The organism is Erwinia sp. MYb375, assembly GCF_037479175.1.
Taxonomy (GTDB): Bacteria; Pseudomonadota; Gammaproteobacteria; order Enterobacterales; family Enterobacteriaceae; genus Erwinia; species Erwinia rhapontici.
In genome coordinates this window covers 1,856,617-1,871,642 of the sequence record NZ_JBBGZS010000023.1, presented here as the reverse complement: position 1 = coordinate 1,871,642, position 15,026 = coordinate 1,856,617, and the positions used below count along the sequence as shown (strand labels likewise).

The following is a 15,026-nucleotide window of genomic DNA, read 5'->3' as shown; positions in this document are numbered from 1 at the left end:
TATTCATTTATGCTTCCAGCAAAGATTTCAGGGCGCAGAAGGGCGGCAATCAAGAAACCTCCCGGAGCTTAACGAGCAATGAAATTACCGATTTATCTGGATTATTCCGCCACCACACCCGCCGACCCTCGTGTGGCCGCAAAAATGATGCAGTATCTGACTCTGGACGGAACCTTCGGTAATCCGGCCTCACGATCGCATCGTTATGGCTGGCAGTCAGAAGAAGCGGTGGATGTTGCCCGCAACCAGATTGCAGAATTAGTGGGCGCTGACCCACGTGAAATCGTCTTTACCTCCGGTGCAACAGAAGCCAACAACCTCGCCATCAAAGGTGCAGCCACTTTCCATCAGGAAAAGGGACGTCACATCATCACTTGTACCACGGAGCATAAAGCGGTTCTGGATACCTGTGCTCAGTTAGAGCGTGAGGGATTCAGCGTCACTTATCTGAACCCGCGCCCTGATGGCACGTTGGATCTGCAACAGTTGACCGCGGCGCTGCGTGATGACACGGTGCTGGTGTCAATTATGCACGTCAATAATGAGATCGGCGTGGTGCAGGATATTGCCACTATCGGCGAACTGTGCCGTGAGCGCGGGGTGATTTTCCATGTTGATGCCACGCAGAGTGTGGGTAAATTACCTATCGATCTGAGTGTGCTGAAAGTCGATCTGATGTCTTTCTCTGCGCATAAAATTTACGGACCGAAAGGCATCGGTGCGCTCTATGTCAGCCGTGCACCGCGTATCCGTCTGGAAGCCCAGATCCACGGTGGCGGTCACGAACGCGGTATGCGTTCCGGTACACTGCCGGTGCATCAGATTGTGGGAATGGGTGAAGCCTATCGCATCGCCAAAGAAGAAATGGCCAGCGAGATGGTGCGGCTAGGTGCGTTGCGTAGCCGTCTGTGGGTGGGTATTGGCACGATTGAAGAGGTGTACCTCAACGGTTCACTGGAGCAAGGCGCGGCGAATATCCTCAACGTCAGCTTTAATTACGTTGATGGTGAGTCACTGATTATGGCCCTGAAGGATCTGGCGGTCTCAACCGGTTCAGCCTGTACCTCTGCCAGTATGGAGCCGTCTTACGTGCTGCGGGCCATTGGCCTTAACGATGAACTGGCGCACAGCTCGATCCGTTTCTCTCTCGGGCGTTTTACCACCGAAGAAGAGATCGACTACACCATTCAGCTGGTGCAAAAATCCCTTAGCCGTCTGCGTGAGCTTTCCCCTCAATGGAAAGCGTTTAAAGCCAGCGGCGCTGTACAGGCAGGTTGATCCTCACCTGCAGAAACAGTAACGGGCCAGATTCTGGCCCGTTCTGCGCAGTACGCCGCATCCCACGAAAACATCCCTGTCACATTTCTGTTAGTCTGGTTGTACAATCCTCCTGCGGAAAAATCGCAGCGGCCGGTCAAAACCCGGTCTGAAAGATGAAATAATGAAAAGGAGCCATGCGATGACCACCTCTATGAATATTACCCTGTCAACGGCTGCGGCCGATCTGCGTTGGGGCGAAAAAGCGATCCTGAGCAGCAACGACAGCGGCCTGACTATCCATCTTACCGGCAGTGAACCGCTGGCCACTATCCAGCGCGCTGCGCGCAAAATTGATAGCCAGGGTATCCGTCATGTCAGCCTGAGCGGCGATGGCTGGGATCTGGAGAACAGCTGGGCGTTCTGGCAGGGCTACCGTGGTCCAAAAGGCGAGCGCGAAGTGCAGTGGGCCGCGCTGGCAGATGCCGAACAGGCGGAGCTGAACAACCGTCTGAAAATTATCGACTGGGTGCGTGACACTATTAACCTGCCCGCTGAAGAGCTGGGGCCGGAACAGTTAGCCACCCGTGCCATTGACCTGCTGTGTGATGTGGCCTGTGATGCGGTCAGTTACCGCATTACGAAAGGTGATGACCTTAAAAAGCAAAACTATCTGGGGCTGCATACTGTCGGGCGCGGTTCATCGCGCAGCCCGGTACTGTTGACGCTGGATTATAATCCCGGTGGCAACGATGACACCCCGGTATACGCCTGCCTGGTCGGTAAAGGGATCACCTTTGATACTGGCGGATACAGCCTGAAACAGAGCGGCTTTATGGACTCCATGAAGTCGGATATGGGAGGGGCGGCGACGCTGACCGGTGCACTGGCGCTGGCAATCAGCCGTGGTCTGAACAAACGTGTGAAACTGATCCTGTGCTGCGCGGATAATATGGTCAGCGGCAATGCCTTTAAACTGGGCGACATTATTCGTTACCGCAATGGCAAAACCGTTGAGGTGATGAACACCGACGCCGAAGGCCGTCTGGTACTGGCCGATGGGCTGATTGATGCCAGTGCGCTCAACCCTGAACTGATTATTGATGCGGCGACCCTGACGGGTGCAGCAAAAACCGCATTAGGTAACGATTACCATGCGTTGTTCAGCTTTGACGATGCGCTGGCGCAGTCGTTGCTGGAAAGTGCTGCCGGGGAGAACGAGCCGTTCTGGCGTCTGCCGCTGGCGGAGTTCCACCGCAGTCATCTGCCGTCAAATTTTGCTGATTTGAACAATATTGCCAGCCCGTCGCACTCTGCCGGGGCCAGCACCGCCGCTGCGTTCTTGTCGCATTTCGTCAGTGAATACAAGCAGGGCTGGCTGCACATCGACTGTTCGGCTACCTACCGTAAAGGTGCCGTGGATCAGTGGTCTGCGGGTGCCACCGGGCTGGGTGTGCGTGCCGTTGCGAACCTGCTGTTAAACAAAGCGTAATATAACGGGCCGATCGCAACACGGTCGGGCCCTTCCAGGAGCGGACCCTTTTTACCGGTCCGCCCACAGTCTTGTCTGGAACACATTCATGAACGATCTTAACCCGCGGCTGGAAGAGGTGCTGAAACTGGCAGCAGTAGAGCCGGCGCACCGTCCGGAGTTTTTTGCCCTGCTGATGGATGCCAGCGTTGTGGTCCCCGGCGAAAGCGCGCGGCCTGAGCAGGCGATCGATGCCAGCACTCCGGTTGATTTACAGCACTGGGAAAAAGAAGACGGTACCAGCATTATTCCGTTCTTCACGTCTGCGGAAGCACTGCAACAGGCCGTGAGCGCCGAGCAGGCTTATCTGGTGATGCCAGTGCGCACATTGTTCGAAATGACCCTGGGCGAAGCGCTGTTTCTGAATCCGAAATTGCCCAACGGCAAAGAGTTTTCTCCGCGTGAAATTGCCCACCTGTTAGATGAGGGCAGCAGTGCTCTCAGCCAGCAGACGGTGCTGGAAGGCGGAACCTCGCTGTTGCTGTCGGAAATTGCTGAGCCTCCGGCACAGATGATCGATTCGCTGACCCAGCTGTTTGCCAAGTATAAAACCGTGCGCCGCGCCTACGTGGCGGAGATCAAAGAACATGCTGACCAGCCCGCTAATCTGCTGATTGGCATTGAAGGCGATGGCGATCTTGAAGCAGTGATTCAGGCGGCAGGCAGTGTGGCAACGGATACGCTGCTGGACGATAGCCCGATTGATATTTGCCAGGTCGTGGAAGGGGAGAAAGGTATCAGCCACTTCTTTATTGCCCATATCACACCATTCTATGAACGGCGTTGGGGAAGTTTCCTGCGAGATTTCAAAGTCAAAAACATCGATTAACGATCGTTTGCTGCATGGGACGATCCTTTTTCGGTCATCCCACGCGCGATCCCCGTTGCTGCTGGCGGATCGAAGACGATCCGCCGCTACAGTGAATCGTTAACGATCGGCAGGTCGTTACGCGCTCCCCATTCGCCCCAGGAACCGTCGTATAACGCGACGTTTTTCACGCCGAGGCTGGTTAACGCCAGAATCACCACCACCGCGGTGACGCCAGAACCACAGCTGGCAATCACAGGCTGCGACAAATCCACACCCTGCTGACTGAATATTGCCTGTAATTCCGCAGCGGGTTTCAAACGCCCTTCGGTGACCAGCGAGTTCCAGGGAACGTTCAGGCTGCCTGGAATGCGTCCACGGCGCAGTCCAGGACGGGGTTCATCCACTTCTCCGTGAAAACGGTTAGCAGCACGGGCATCAATAATCTGCGCGCCACCTTCATGACTAACCAGCAGGACATCAGTGACACGTTTGACTTCGCCTTCACCCTGATCGGCCTCGAACTCGCCTTCCACGATGTTCAGGGCACCACTTTCCAGCGGCAGTTGTGCCTGTTTCCAGCCCGCCAGCCCGCCAGCCAGAATGGAAATTTGCTTCACACCGAAGTGACGCAGCATCCACCAGGCGCGGGGAGCTGAGAACAGATTGCCCTCATCGTAGATAACCAGATGTTTATCATCGCTGATCCCCAGCTCACGCATCGCCACTGCGAACGTTTCCGCTCGCGGCAACATATGCGGGTAAGCACTGGTATGGTCCGACAGGGCCTCAATATCGAAAAAGGGCGCATTTGGCAGATGCTCTGCCAGATACTCTTCCTGGATGTTGCGGGTTTTCTCCTGTCCTGGCGGCAGCATGCGTGCGTCCAGAACCTGGATGTTGTCATCGGTCAGATGCTCTGCCAGCCAGTCAGCAGAAACAAAAAGAGAGGGAGTCGTCATCGCGGCCTCATTGTCAGTAACGTTTAGCTGAGTGTCAGCGATTTTGTTAGCTATCACAAGGCGAAATGACACTATTCAGAGCCGCCTCTGGATTCCTGCAAAATGTTTGCATTCGCAGATAGAAATTGCGCAGATAAACTATTACTCTTTGACCAATTTTGTAACAGGGAAGGTTCTATCTGATGGATGTGCTCAAATTTCTCCTGCGCTTACCGTTCACCGTGCTGAAAGCACTGTGCTGGCTGCTCTCGCGCCTTTTTCGCGTGCTGGGGCTGTTGCTACGCCCGCTGCTGGGTGAGATCAACTGGCGCGGCCCTGGCTGGGTTTCCCCCCTGAAAGCAGGCTTCGCCCGGCTTGAGCAGGGGATTGACCGACATCCGAAAACCCTTGCCCTGAGTGTGCTGCTGCTGGCGGCTGCGGGCGTTGCCGGCGTTTATGGCTGGCACTGGTGGCAGAACCGACCTAAACCGATTGACGTTGCTCCGCTGGCCATCCAGAACAGCAGGGTAGAGGTAGTGAATCCGGAAGGGGTTGACTACACCGCCGCAAAACCTGCCGTACAGGTGCTCACCCTGAGATTCAATCAGTCCGTTGCCCCGGTTACGCTGGTCGGAAAAAAGGTCAGCGCAGGGATTAGCCTGAAGCCCGCCTTAGCCGGGGAATGGCAGTGGCAGAATGCCTGGACGCTGATTTTCACCCCGCAGCAGCCGCTGCCAATGGGGGCGAGCTATGAGGCGACTCTTGAGCCTGATACTTTGCTGGCCCCGCAAATCCGCATTGAACAGACGCGCCACCGCTTCAGTGTGCCTGCTTTTGACTATCAAATTGGCAGCAGCGAGTACTATCAGGACCCGCAGGACAGTAGCCAGCACAGCGCTATTTTCAATATAAAATTCAACGCGCCGGCCGATGTGCAGAGCGTGGAAAAACAGTTGTCGCTCGGCCTGAGCGCCGCGCAGGGGCAGCCAGAACAGCCGCTTAAGTTCAGCGTAACCTGGGATGAAAAGAAACTGAATGCCTGGGTGCGTTCCACCGCGCTACAGCCAATGGATCACGGCGGAGCTGTACATTTGCAGGTGAGCAGCGGGGTGAAATCCTCACGTCCTGGCAATCCGGTGACGCGTAAAAGTGATGGATGGGTGACGGTCCCGAATCTCTACAGCCTTAGCCTGAGTGATGTTAGTGCGGAAGTGGTCGATAAACCCGGCAGCCAGGGCGAACGTGCACTGATTGTTGGCTTTAGCGATGCCGTACGTGACAGCGATGTTCGCAAAGGGGTGAAAGCCTGGCTGTTGCCGCAGAAGGACCCACGTCGTCCGGCCAGTGAGCAAACAGAAGAAGAATTCATTCCCTGGGATGTGAGCAATATCGATCAGAGCGTGATTAACCGCTCTCCGGTCGTGTCGCTCAGCCTGAACGAAGCAGAAGAAACCTGGCAACCGCAGTTCAGCTTCAAATTTGATGCCCCGGCAAAACGTTATTTGCTGGTGTCGGTGGATGCTGCGATGACGTCCAATGGTGGCTACAAAATGCCGGAAAAACAGTGGCGCGTGGTTCAGGTGCCAGACTATCCGAAGTTGCTGCAGTTTGCCGCTCAGGGGGCGCTACTGTCAGTTAACGGCGATAAACGCATTAGCGTGGCCGCACGTAACGTGCCGGGGCTGCGCGTGGACATCAAACGCGTTATCCCCAGCCAGTTGCAGCATATCGTCTCGTTTAAAAGCCGCCAGTTCGCTTCGGCTGATTTCAACCGCCTGAACGACGAATACTTCACCGAGCGCTTTCGTTATCAGACGCCGGTGAATAATGATAAACCCGGCGAGGTCAGCTATCAGGGCATCGACCTGTCGCGCTATCTCTCAACCCGTCCCGATTCCCATCGCGGCATCTTCCTGCTGACCCTGTCTGAATGGTCACCGCAGCAGAAAGAGGCCCAGCCTCAGGAAGAGGAGTATCAGGAAGAGGAATCGCAGCAGGCGATCACCGGGGATTCACGCTTTGTGGTGGTGACCGATCTGGGCATCATTGCCAAACGTTCGCAGGATAAAACGCGTGACCTGTTTGTGCAGTCGATCAGCGGCGGCCAGCCAGTGGCGGGGGCGCAGGTTTCGGTCGTGGCGAAGAACGGTGAAAAACTGCTGACCCGTCAGACGGGCAGCGATGGTCACGTCAGTTTCCCGTCGCTGGAGGTGTATACCAACGAACGTGAACCAGTGATGTTCCTGGTGGAAAAAGAGGGGGATGTCTCCTTCCTGCCGACCGGGCGTGACAACGATCGTGGCCTCGATTTCTCCCGTTTTGATGTGTATGGCGAAACCACACCGGACGATACCCGCACTCTCGGAAGCTATCTGTTCTCTGACCGTGGTGTCTATCGCCCGGGCGATACCTTCCATATCGGTCTGATCACCCGGGCCGCCGACTGGTCCGTGCCGGTAGGTGGCATTCCGGTTCGTGCTGAAATCCGCGACCCGCGCGATAAGCTGATGCGCACCGTTCCGTTGACCCTCAGCGCCAGCGGATTTAACGAACTGAGTTTTACCACGGAAGAAAGCTCGCCTACGGGCGAATGGAATATCTATCTTTATCTGCCGGGTAAAGACGACGACTCAACACGCCTGCTCGGCAGCACGGCGGTTAACGTCAAAGAGTTCGAACCGGATCAGCTCAAGGTCAAGCTGACCCTGACCCCCGACCATCAGCAAGGCTGGGTCAAGCCGGATGCACTGAAAGCCAATATTGATGTCCAGAACCTGTTCGGCACCCCGGCGCAGGGGCGCCGTGTGGCGTCCAAAATGACGCTGCGTCCCGTCTACCCGGCATTCGATCGCTATGCAGATTACGCCTTCTATGAAGCGCGTTCGGCCAGTGACGGTTATGAAACTGAACTGGAAGACAGCACCACGGATGATAACGGTGCGGCAGCGATTAAACTGGATCTGAGCGGTTTCGGTGAGTCGACCTACCAGCTGCAATTACTGTCGGAAGCCTTTGTCGCTGGCGGCGGTCGTTCAGTGGCAGCTACCGCCCGTACGCTGGTCTCTCCGTATGATTATCTGATTGGTGTGAAAGCCGATGGTGAGCTGGGTTACATTCATCAAAATGCCCAGCGCAACGTGAATCTGATCGCCATTAATCCGTCGCTGGATACCATTGCGCTTAACGGCCTGACGCTGCGCCTGTTGGAGCAAAAATATCTGTCGGTGCTGACGCGTCAGGAGTCCGGTGTCTATAAATATCAATCCAGGCTGAAAGAGATCCCGGTTTCCGATGCTGCACTCGATTTACCTGCCAGCGGTCACTCGATGGCACTGGCGACCGATAAGCCGGGTGATTTCGTGCTGGTGGTTGAAAATGCCAAAGGTGAGGTGCTCAACCGCATCGCTTATAGCGTGACGGGTGAAGCCAACCTGACCCGCTCGCTCGATCGTAATGCCGAACTGAAACTGAAGCTAAACAGTGACAAGTATCAGCCGGGCAGTGAAATTGAAGTGGCGATTAACGCACCCTATACCGGCAGCGGCCTGATCACCATTGAAAAAGATCGTGTCTACAGCTGGCAGTGGTTCCACACCACCACCACTAACTCGGTGCAGAAGATCCGCATTCCGGCAGAGCTTGAGGGCAATGCCTATATTAACGTGCAGTTCGTCCGTGATATTAACTCGGATGAGATCTTCATGAGCCCGCTCAGTTATGGTGTGATGCCGTTTAAAATCAGTAACGAAGCGCGAAAAAACACCCTGAAACTCGATGTGCCAGAGGTGATTAAGCCAGGCGAAGATCTCACTATTAACGTCACCACGGATGGCCCGCAGCAGGTGGCCGTCTTTGCCGTGGATGAAGGGATCTTGCAGGTGGCGCGTTATCGTCTGACCGATCCCCTGGATTACTTCTTCCGTAAGCGTGAACTGAACGTTGAAAGCTCGCAGATCCTTGATCTGATCCTGCCAGAATTCAGCAAGCTGATGTCGCTGACCTCTGCCCCAGGTGGTGACGGCGGTGAAGGCCTCGATCTGCACCTCAACCCGTTCAAACGTAAACGTGACAAGCCGGTGGCGTACTGGTCGGGGATCACCGAAGTGAACGGCCACGCACAGTTTACTTATCCGGTGCCGGACTATTTCAACGGTAAAATTCGGGTGATGGCGATTTCGGTCACGCCAGAAAAAATAGGTAAAGCGCAAACAGGCACCACCGTGCGTGACAACTTTATTCTGACGCCGAACGTCCCCTCTATGGTCGCTCCGGGGGATGAATTTGACGTCAGCGTGGGCGTGAGTAATAACCTGGAAAGCCTGGGTGATGGCAAACTGCCGGTGGCAATCAAGGTGACGCCTCCGCCGCAGCTGGAAGTGGTCGGTGAATCGCAGCACTCGCTTGAACTGGCGGCTAAACATGAGGGTGTGGTCAACTTCCGTCTGCGTGCTAAATCTGAATTGGGTGATGCGCCGCTGGTCTTTAGTGCGCAATACAGTGATAAAACCAGCCGCCGGACGATCAGTACCTCGGTACGCCCGGCAATGCCGTTCCGAATCCAGACGGTGATGGGACGCATGAGCGGGAATCAGCAGCAGGTGGATAATTTACGCCAGATGTTCGGTGCTTATGCACAGCGTCAGGCTGCGGTATCGAACTCACCGCTGGTGTTAACCAGCGGGCTGGCAAGTTATCTGGCGAACTACCCATACTACTGCTCTGAACAGATTGTCAGCCAGTCGATCCCGCTGTTGTTGCAGAGTGAACACCCGGAACTGCGTGGCAATCTGGATGCGGATAAAGTGCGTCAGCAACTGAAAGGCATTCTCGACGTGTTGCGTTCACGCCAGAACGCTGACGGTGCTGTCGGGCTGTGGATGGCATCACCGCAGGCCGATCCGTTTATTACACCGTATGTGGTGCAGTACCTACTGGAGGCGAAAGCCGCCGGTTATCCGCTGCCTGCTGGGATGCTGGACGATGCTAATGTTGCACTGCGCGCACTGGCGGCCAACGGTTATGAAGACCTCTACCACCTCCGTCTGCGCGCCTGGGCCGTTTATCTGCTCACGCGGCAGGGCGAAATCACCACGAATGCACTGGCCTCAGTACAGGAGACGCTGAAAAAACGTTACCCGGACAGCTGGCAAACCGATCTTAGTGCGCTGTATCTGGCCTCCTCATGGCGCTTACTCAAGGCTGATGATGAAGCGGAAAGACTGTTCAAGCCGGGCTGGCAGGCACTGAATCAGGCCTATAGTAAAACCTGGTGGACGCAAAACTACTACGATCCGCTGGTACAGGATGCGACCCGGTTGTATCTGATTACCCGTCACTTCCCGGAAAAAGTATCGGCGATCCCGCCGCAGCTGCTGGAAAATATGGTGCAGGCACTGAGGGAAGAGCGTTACACCACCTTCTCCGCGGCGATGAGCATTCTGGCGCTGGAAAGCTACTCAGAACAGGTGGCACAGCAAAACGATCCGCAGGCGCTGACGATTAATCAACTGGGGCGTGACAATAAAGTCGCTCAGCTGATTTCCGCGCTACAGGGACGGTTTGCACAGGGTAACTTCACTGGGGATGCGGCTTCTGTTCAGTTCCGTAATGCCGGAAACGCACCCGCCTGGTATGTGGTCACACAGGCCGGTTATGACCTGGCAGCGCCAGAGAAAGCGATCAGCCGTGGGCTGGAAATCAGCCGTGATTACACCGATGCCGCCGGTAAAACGGTCGACAAAATCCAACTGGGCCAGACCATTAACGTGCATCTGAAAATTCGTGCGAATTCAAAAGCAGCGCTGAGTAATCTGGCGATAGTTGACCTGTTGCCAGGTGGATTTGAAGTGGTCCAGCAAACGCCTCCACCGCCGGAGACGGACGATGAGGAACAACAGGAAGCATCTTCTGCAGGCTGGCAGTCGCCGCTGGCGGCAAGCGGGTCAACCTGGGCACCGGACTTCAGCGATATTCGTGAAGATCGTGTGATCATCTATGGCAGTGCCACCACGGAACTGCAGGAGTTTGTTTACCAAATCAAAGCCACCAACACCGGAAGTTTTGTCATTCCTCCGGCGTACGGTGAAGCGATGTATGACCGTGAAATTCAGGCGATGTCAGCCAGCGCAGGCAAAATTGATGTGGTACCGGCTGAATAACCGGGCTTTGGGTAGCATGAACACATGAAACGTCTGTTGCAAAATCTGGCAGTGGCGCTGGGATTACTGGCGCTGCTGCTGGCAGGCTTTCGTTTGTGGCCACATCCGCCGTTATCACAAGGTGTCCCGCTGTCTACGGCATGGTATGACCGTCACGGCACATTGCTACGGCTGTCGCTGGCCAGCGATGACCGCTATCGTCAGTGGACGCCTCTGGAGGCGATCTCGCCGTTGGCGGTGGACGGATTGTTGCTGCATGAGGATCGCTGGTTCTGGTACAACCCCGGCGTAAACCCGCTAAGTCTGGCGCGGGGCTTTTGGCGCAGCTATGTGCTGGGCGGCAATAAGCAGGGCGGATCGACCATCACCATGCAACTGGCGCGCATGGTGTGGCAACTGAATACCCGATCGCCAAAAGGCAAGACAGTTCAGGTGTTGCGTGCCCTTCAGCTTGAACTCAGTTATTCCAAACACGATATCCTGGAAGCCTATCTGAATTACGCGCCGTATGGGCGTAACATCGAAAGTATTGGTGCAGCCAGCCTGATCTACTTTGCCAAACCCCCTGCACAGTTGACGCTGGCAGAGGCGTTGACGCTGGCGGTACTGCCTCAGTCTCCCAGTTTGCGTATTAATCCTCGCAGTGATGAAGTCAGCCCGCCGCTGATGCAGGCGCGCAACCGCTTATTCCTGCGCTGGCAGCAGCATTATCCTACCGACCACAGCCAGCAAGCGCTGTTTCAGCTGCCGTTAGCCCTGCGTCAGCCGCAGGATTTGCCTTTTATCGCACCGCACTTCATTGAACAGTTGCAGATCGGAGAACGTCAGCCCCGGGTGGACACCACGCTGGATGCCAGTCTGCAACGGCTGGTTGAAAGACAGGTCAACGCGTTTATTCGCCGTAATCAGAGCCGGGGGATTCAAAATACCGCCGTGCTGCTGGTGGACAGCCGCGATATGGGAGTACGTGCTATGGTCGGCTCGGCCGACTATTACAACCGCCAGATTCAGGGGCAGGTGAATGGCACAAACGCTAAACGTTCCCCGGGTTCCGCGTTGAAGCCCTTTATTTATGCACTGGGGATGGAGCAGGGCGTGCTGCATCCGATGACCGTTCTGAAAGATGTGCCGTACTCTTTCGGCAGCTATGCGCCCGAGAACTTTGACCGCCGCTTCCTCGGGCCGGTGACTGCGACCGATGCCCTGAATTTCAGCCGAAATATTCCGGCGGTGACCATTGCTTCAAGGCTGCGCCAGCCGGGTTTCTATCAGTTTTTACAGTTGGCGGGTATCAGTAATCTTGCCAGCGAAAAACATTACGGGCTGTCTCTGGTGCTGGGGGGGGGAGAGGTGACGGCCCAGGAACTGGCGAAACTCTACGCGATGCTGGCCAACCGGGGTGAAGTTCGCGCGCTGCGGCTGCGTCAGCAGGACCCTCAGTCGCCGGCATTCCGTCTGCTGAGTGAAGAGGCCAGTTTTATGACGCTGGATATTCTGCGTCAGCACCGCCGCCCTGGCGATACATTAGCGCAGCGTCCGTCATCGCTACCGGTTTACTGGAAAACCGGCACCTCCTGGGGTTTTCGCGATGCATGGAGCGTCGGTATTTTTGGCCCTTATGTGCTGGTGGTGTGGCAGGGGAACTTTAACGGGCAGGGCAATAACGCGTTTGTCGGCGTTGAGGCTGCCGCACCGTTGTTTTTCAATATTATCGACAGTGTGATTGCCAGTTATCCGGGACTGAGTGAGCCTAAGCATCGCTTCCCGGTGCATCTGAAACGTGTGGAAATCTGCCTGCCGAGTGGCGATCTGCCCACGCAGTGGTGCCAGCAGCGGGGCAAAAGCTGGTTTATTCCGGGTAAATCCCCGATTAAAGTGGACACGGTTTATCGCCCCTTACGTATCGATAACCAGAGTGGGCAACCCGTCTGTGCCCCCTGGGATACAGAGACCAGCCATATTGAAGTGTTTGAGTTCTGGCCCTCCGATCTTGCCAACGTCTTTATGCAGGCCGGGTTGCCCAAGCGCCAGCCTCCACCTGTAACCTGCCAGCAGGGCGCGGTGGGGGGAGATGCGCCACGCATAACGTCGCCGTTGAAGAACACCACTTACCAGCTGCGGCAGTCACAGAAAGGGCGGGATAATATCAGTTTCAGCGCGGTGACCGATGCGGACAGTGCCACTGTTTACTGGTTTGTTGATGATGTCTATCTTGGTAGCAGTGCCAGTAAAACGCCCCTCGACTGGCGGCCCTCCCGCCCGGGAAAATATCGTATTCGTGCGGTAGACGACCGTGGCCGTGCCGACAGTCGTCTGATTAATGTGGCGTTGATCAACTAATTTCAGACGGATCCCCAGGCGCTTTTCTGGTCATCAATCCACGGGCTGCGTAAAATAGCCGCAGGTGGGGAAAAATGTCGCGATGAGGATCGGATTTTTCATTAAATTATTGAATCTCCGATAGGCATCTCTCGCGATGCCCCCTATAATCTGCGGCCATTTTCCCGGCCGGGAACCGTTTTCGCGGCTAAACTCGAAAGATAATACAGGGGTCAACAATGACTATTGAGCGTACATTTTCCATCGTAAAACCAAACGCTGTGGCAAAGAATGTTATCGGTGCCATCTTCAACCGTTTTGAAAGCGCTGGCTTCAAAATCGTTGGCAGCAAAATGCTGCACCTGAGCAAAGAGCAGGCTGAAGGTTTCTACGCTGAACACCAGGGTAAACCTTTCTTTGATGGCCTGGTTGAATTCATGACCTCTGGTCCGGTTGTGGTTTCCGTACTGGAAGGCGAAAATGCCGTCCAGCGTCACCGTGACCTGATGGGGGCAACTAACCCGGCGAACGCACTGGCGGGTACGCTGCGTGCTGACTACGCAGACAGCTTCACTGAGAACGCGACTCACGGTTCTGATTCTGCTGAATCTGCTGCCCGTGAAATCGCTTACTTCTTCGGCGAAGGCGAAATCTGCCCACGCACCCGTTAATTCGGCTGCCTGACAGAAAAGGGTTTACAAAAAAAGTGTGTTTGCTGCTTTAACCCTTACGAAGTCATGAGTACAATAATGCGCCCCTGACGTTCTGTTCAGGGGCGCTTCTATTTTATTAACTCCAAACCCAGAGCCATAACGTGTAACAACGAGGCCAGAGAATATTATGTCAGAACTTATTGTGACGCCGTCGTCCGAATCTCCTGCAATTGCCATCCCTAAAAAAGACAAAATCAACCTGCTCGATCTGAATCGCCAGCAGATGCGTGAGTTTTTTGCCAGCATGGGTGAAAAGCCGTTTCGCGCCGACCAGGTGATGAAATGGATCTATCACTACTGCTGTGATGATTTCGACGAGATGACCGACATCAACAAGGTTTTCCGTAACCGACTGAAAGAGGTCGCTGAAATACGCGCACCAGAAGTGGCGGAAGAACAACGCTCAGCCGATGGCACCATCAAATGGGCTATTCAGGTGGGTGGGCAGCAGGTAGAAACCGTCTACATTCCAGAAAAAGATCGCGCCACGCTGTGTGTCTCTTCCCAGGTGGGCTGTGCGCTGGAATGCAAATTCTGTTCAACGGCTCAGCAGGGCTTTAATCGTAACCTGCGTGTATCCGAAATTATTGGCCAGGTATGGCGTGCGGCCAAAATCATCGGTGCAGCCAAAGTCACCGGCCAGCGCCCGATCACCAACGTGGTGATGATGGGAATGGGGGAGCCATTGCTCAACCTGACCAATGTGGTTCCGGCAATGGAAATCATGCTGGATGATTTTGGCTTTGGCCTGTCAAAACGCCGCGTAACGCTGTCCACGTCGGGTGTGGTTCCCGCGCTGGATAAGCTGGGCGATATGATCGATGTGGCGCTGGCGATCTCGCTCCATGCACCGAATGACACAATTCGTGACGAAATTGTGCCGATCAACAAAAAGTACAATATTGCGACGTTCCTGGCGTCAGTCAGCCGTTATATCGGCAAGTCTAATGCTAATCAGGGGCGCGTGACCATCGAGTACGTGATGCTCGATCACATCAATGACAGCACCGATAACGCCCATGAACTGGCCGCGTTGTTGAAAGATACGCCGTGCAAAATTAACCTGATCCCGTGGAACCCCTTCCCGGCAGCACCTTATGGTCGCAGTTCGAACAGTCGCATCGATCGCTTCTCTAAAGTGTTGATGGATTACGGTTTTACTACTATTGTGCGTAAAACCCGTGGTGATGATATTGATGCCGCGTGCGGTCAGTTGGCAGGTGACGTTATTGACCGTACTAAGCGCACGCTGAAAAAGAAATTGGCTGGAGAAGCCATCTCTGTGAAGGCGATCTGAAA

The 15,026-nt window shown here is 55.2% G+C and carries 8 protein-coding genes; 7 read left to right on the top strand and 1 reads right to left on the bottom strand.

Translation table 11 applies throughout. The features are described from left to right. Positions 1–78: 78 nt before the first annotated feature. The 3 genes from WH279_RS21370 (at position 79) to sseB (ending at position 3,617) form a co-directional block, all read left to right on the top strand. Positions 79–1,278, top strand: a complete 1,200-nt coding sequence (locus WH279_RS21370; protein WP_339458535.1) for an IscS subfamily cysteine desulfurase — start codon at positions 79–81, stop codon at positions 1,276–1,278. Positions 1,279–1,459: 181 nt separating this feature from the next. Then, positions 1,460–2,749 (top strand): aminopeptidase PepB, encoded by a 1,290-nt coding sequence (gene pepB / locus WH279_RS21365; protein ID WP_339458531.1) that lies wholly within the window; start codon positions 1,460–1,462, stop codon positions 2,747–2,749. A gap of 88 nt (positions 2,750–2,837) precedes the next feature. Continuing rightward, on the top strand, positions 2,838–3,617 hold the full coding sequence (gene sseB, locus WH279_RS21360) for an enhanced serine sensitivity protein SseB (RefSeq protein ID WP_339458529.1): 780 nt from the start codon (positions 2,838–2,840) through the stop codon (positions 3,615–3,617). Between the two features lie 86 nt (positions 3,618–3,703). Here sseB and sseA read toward each other — a convergent pair whose 3' ends face one another. Then, on the bottom strand, positions 3,704–4,558 hold the full coding sequence (sseA, locus tag WH279_RS21355) for a 3-mercaptopyruvate sulfurtransferase (RefSeq protein ID WP_339458527.1): 855 nt from the start codon (positions 4,556–4,558) through the stop codon (positions 3,704–3,706). Between the two features lie 182 nt (positions 4,559–4,740). On the opposite strand from sseA, the gene WH279_RS21350 reads away from it, so the two are divergent. The 4 genes from WH279_RS21350 (at position 4,741) to WH279_RS21335 (ending at position 15,024) form a co-directional block, all read left to right on the top strand. Further along, positions 4,741–10,695 carry an alpha-2-macroglobulin family protein gene (locus tag WH279_RS21350; RefSeq protein ID WP_339458524.1) on the top strand — a complete coding sequence of 1,985 codons (5,955 nt, stop codon included), beginning with the start codon at positions 4,741–4,743 and terminating at the stop codon, positions 10,693–10,695. A gap of 24 nt (positions 10,696–10,719) precedes the next feature. After that, complete coding sequence (pbpC, locus tag WH279_RS21345; RefSeq protein ID WP_339458521.1) at positions 10,720–13,035, top strand: penicillin-binding protein 1C; 2,316 nt, start codon at positions 10,720–10,722, stop codon at positions 13,033–13,035. 218 nt (positions 13,036–13,253) lie between these two features. Then, complete coding sequence (gene ndk, locus WH279_RS21340) at positions 13,254–13,685, top strand: nucleoside-diphosphate kinase (protein WP_062744669.1); 432 nt, start codon at positions 13,254–13,256, stop codon at positions 13,683–13,685. Between the two features lie 169 nt (positions 13,686–13,854). After that, positions 13,855–15,024 carry a bifunctional tRNA (adenosine(37)-C2)-methyltransferase TrmG/ribosomal RNA large subunit methyltransferase RlmN gene (locus WH279_RS21335; protein WP_133845864.1) on the top strand — a complete coding sequence of 390 codons (1,170 nt, stop codon included), beginning with the start codon at positions 13,855–13,857 and terminating at the stop codon, positions 15,022–15,024. Positions 15,025–15,026: the final 2 nt, after the last annotated feature.

Excerpts from the sequence above, each read along its gene's own strand:
- WH279_RS21370 (WP_339458535.1), top strand. The coding sequence starts at position 79 with ATGAAATTACCGATTTATCTGGATTATTCCGCCACCACACCCGCCGAC.
- pepB (WP_339458531.1), top strand. The coding sequence starts at position 1,460 with ATGACCACCTCTATGAATATTACCCTGTCAACGGCTGCGGCCGATCTG.
- sseB (WP_339458529.1), top strand. The coding sequence starts at position 2,838 with ATGAACGATCTTAACCCGCGGCTGGAAGAGGTGCTGAAACTGGCAGCA.
- sseA (WP_339458527.1), bottom strand. The coding sequence starts at position 4,558 with ATGACGACTCCCTCTCTTTTTGTTTCTGCTGACTGGCTGGCAGAGCAT.
- WH279_RS21350 (WP_339458524.1), top strand. The coding sequence starts at position 4,741 with ATGGATGTGCTCAAATTTCTCCTGCGCTTACCGTTCACCGTGCTGAAA.
- pbpC (WP_339458521.1), top strand. The coding sequence starts at position 10,720 with ATGAAACGTCTGTTGCAAAATCTGGCAGTGGCGCTGGGATTACTGGCG.
- ndk (WP_062744669.1), top strand. The coding sequence starts at position 13,254 with ATGACTATTGAGCGTACATTTTCCATCGTAAAACCAAACGCTGTGGCA.
- WH279_RS21335 (WP_133845864.1), top strand. The coding sequence starts at position 13,855 with ATGTCAGAACTTATTGTGACGCCGTCGTCCGAATCTCCTGCAATTGCC.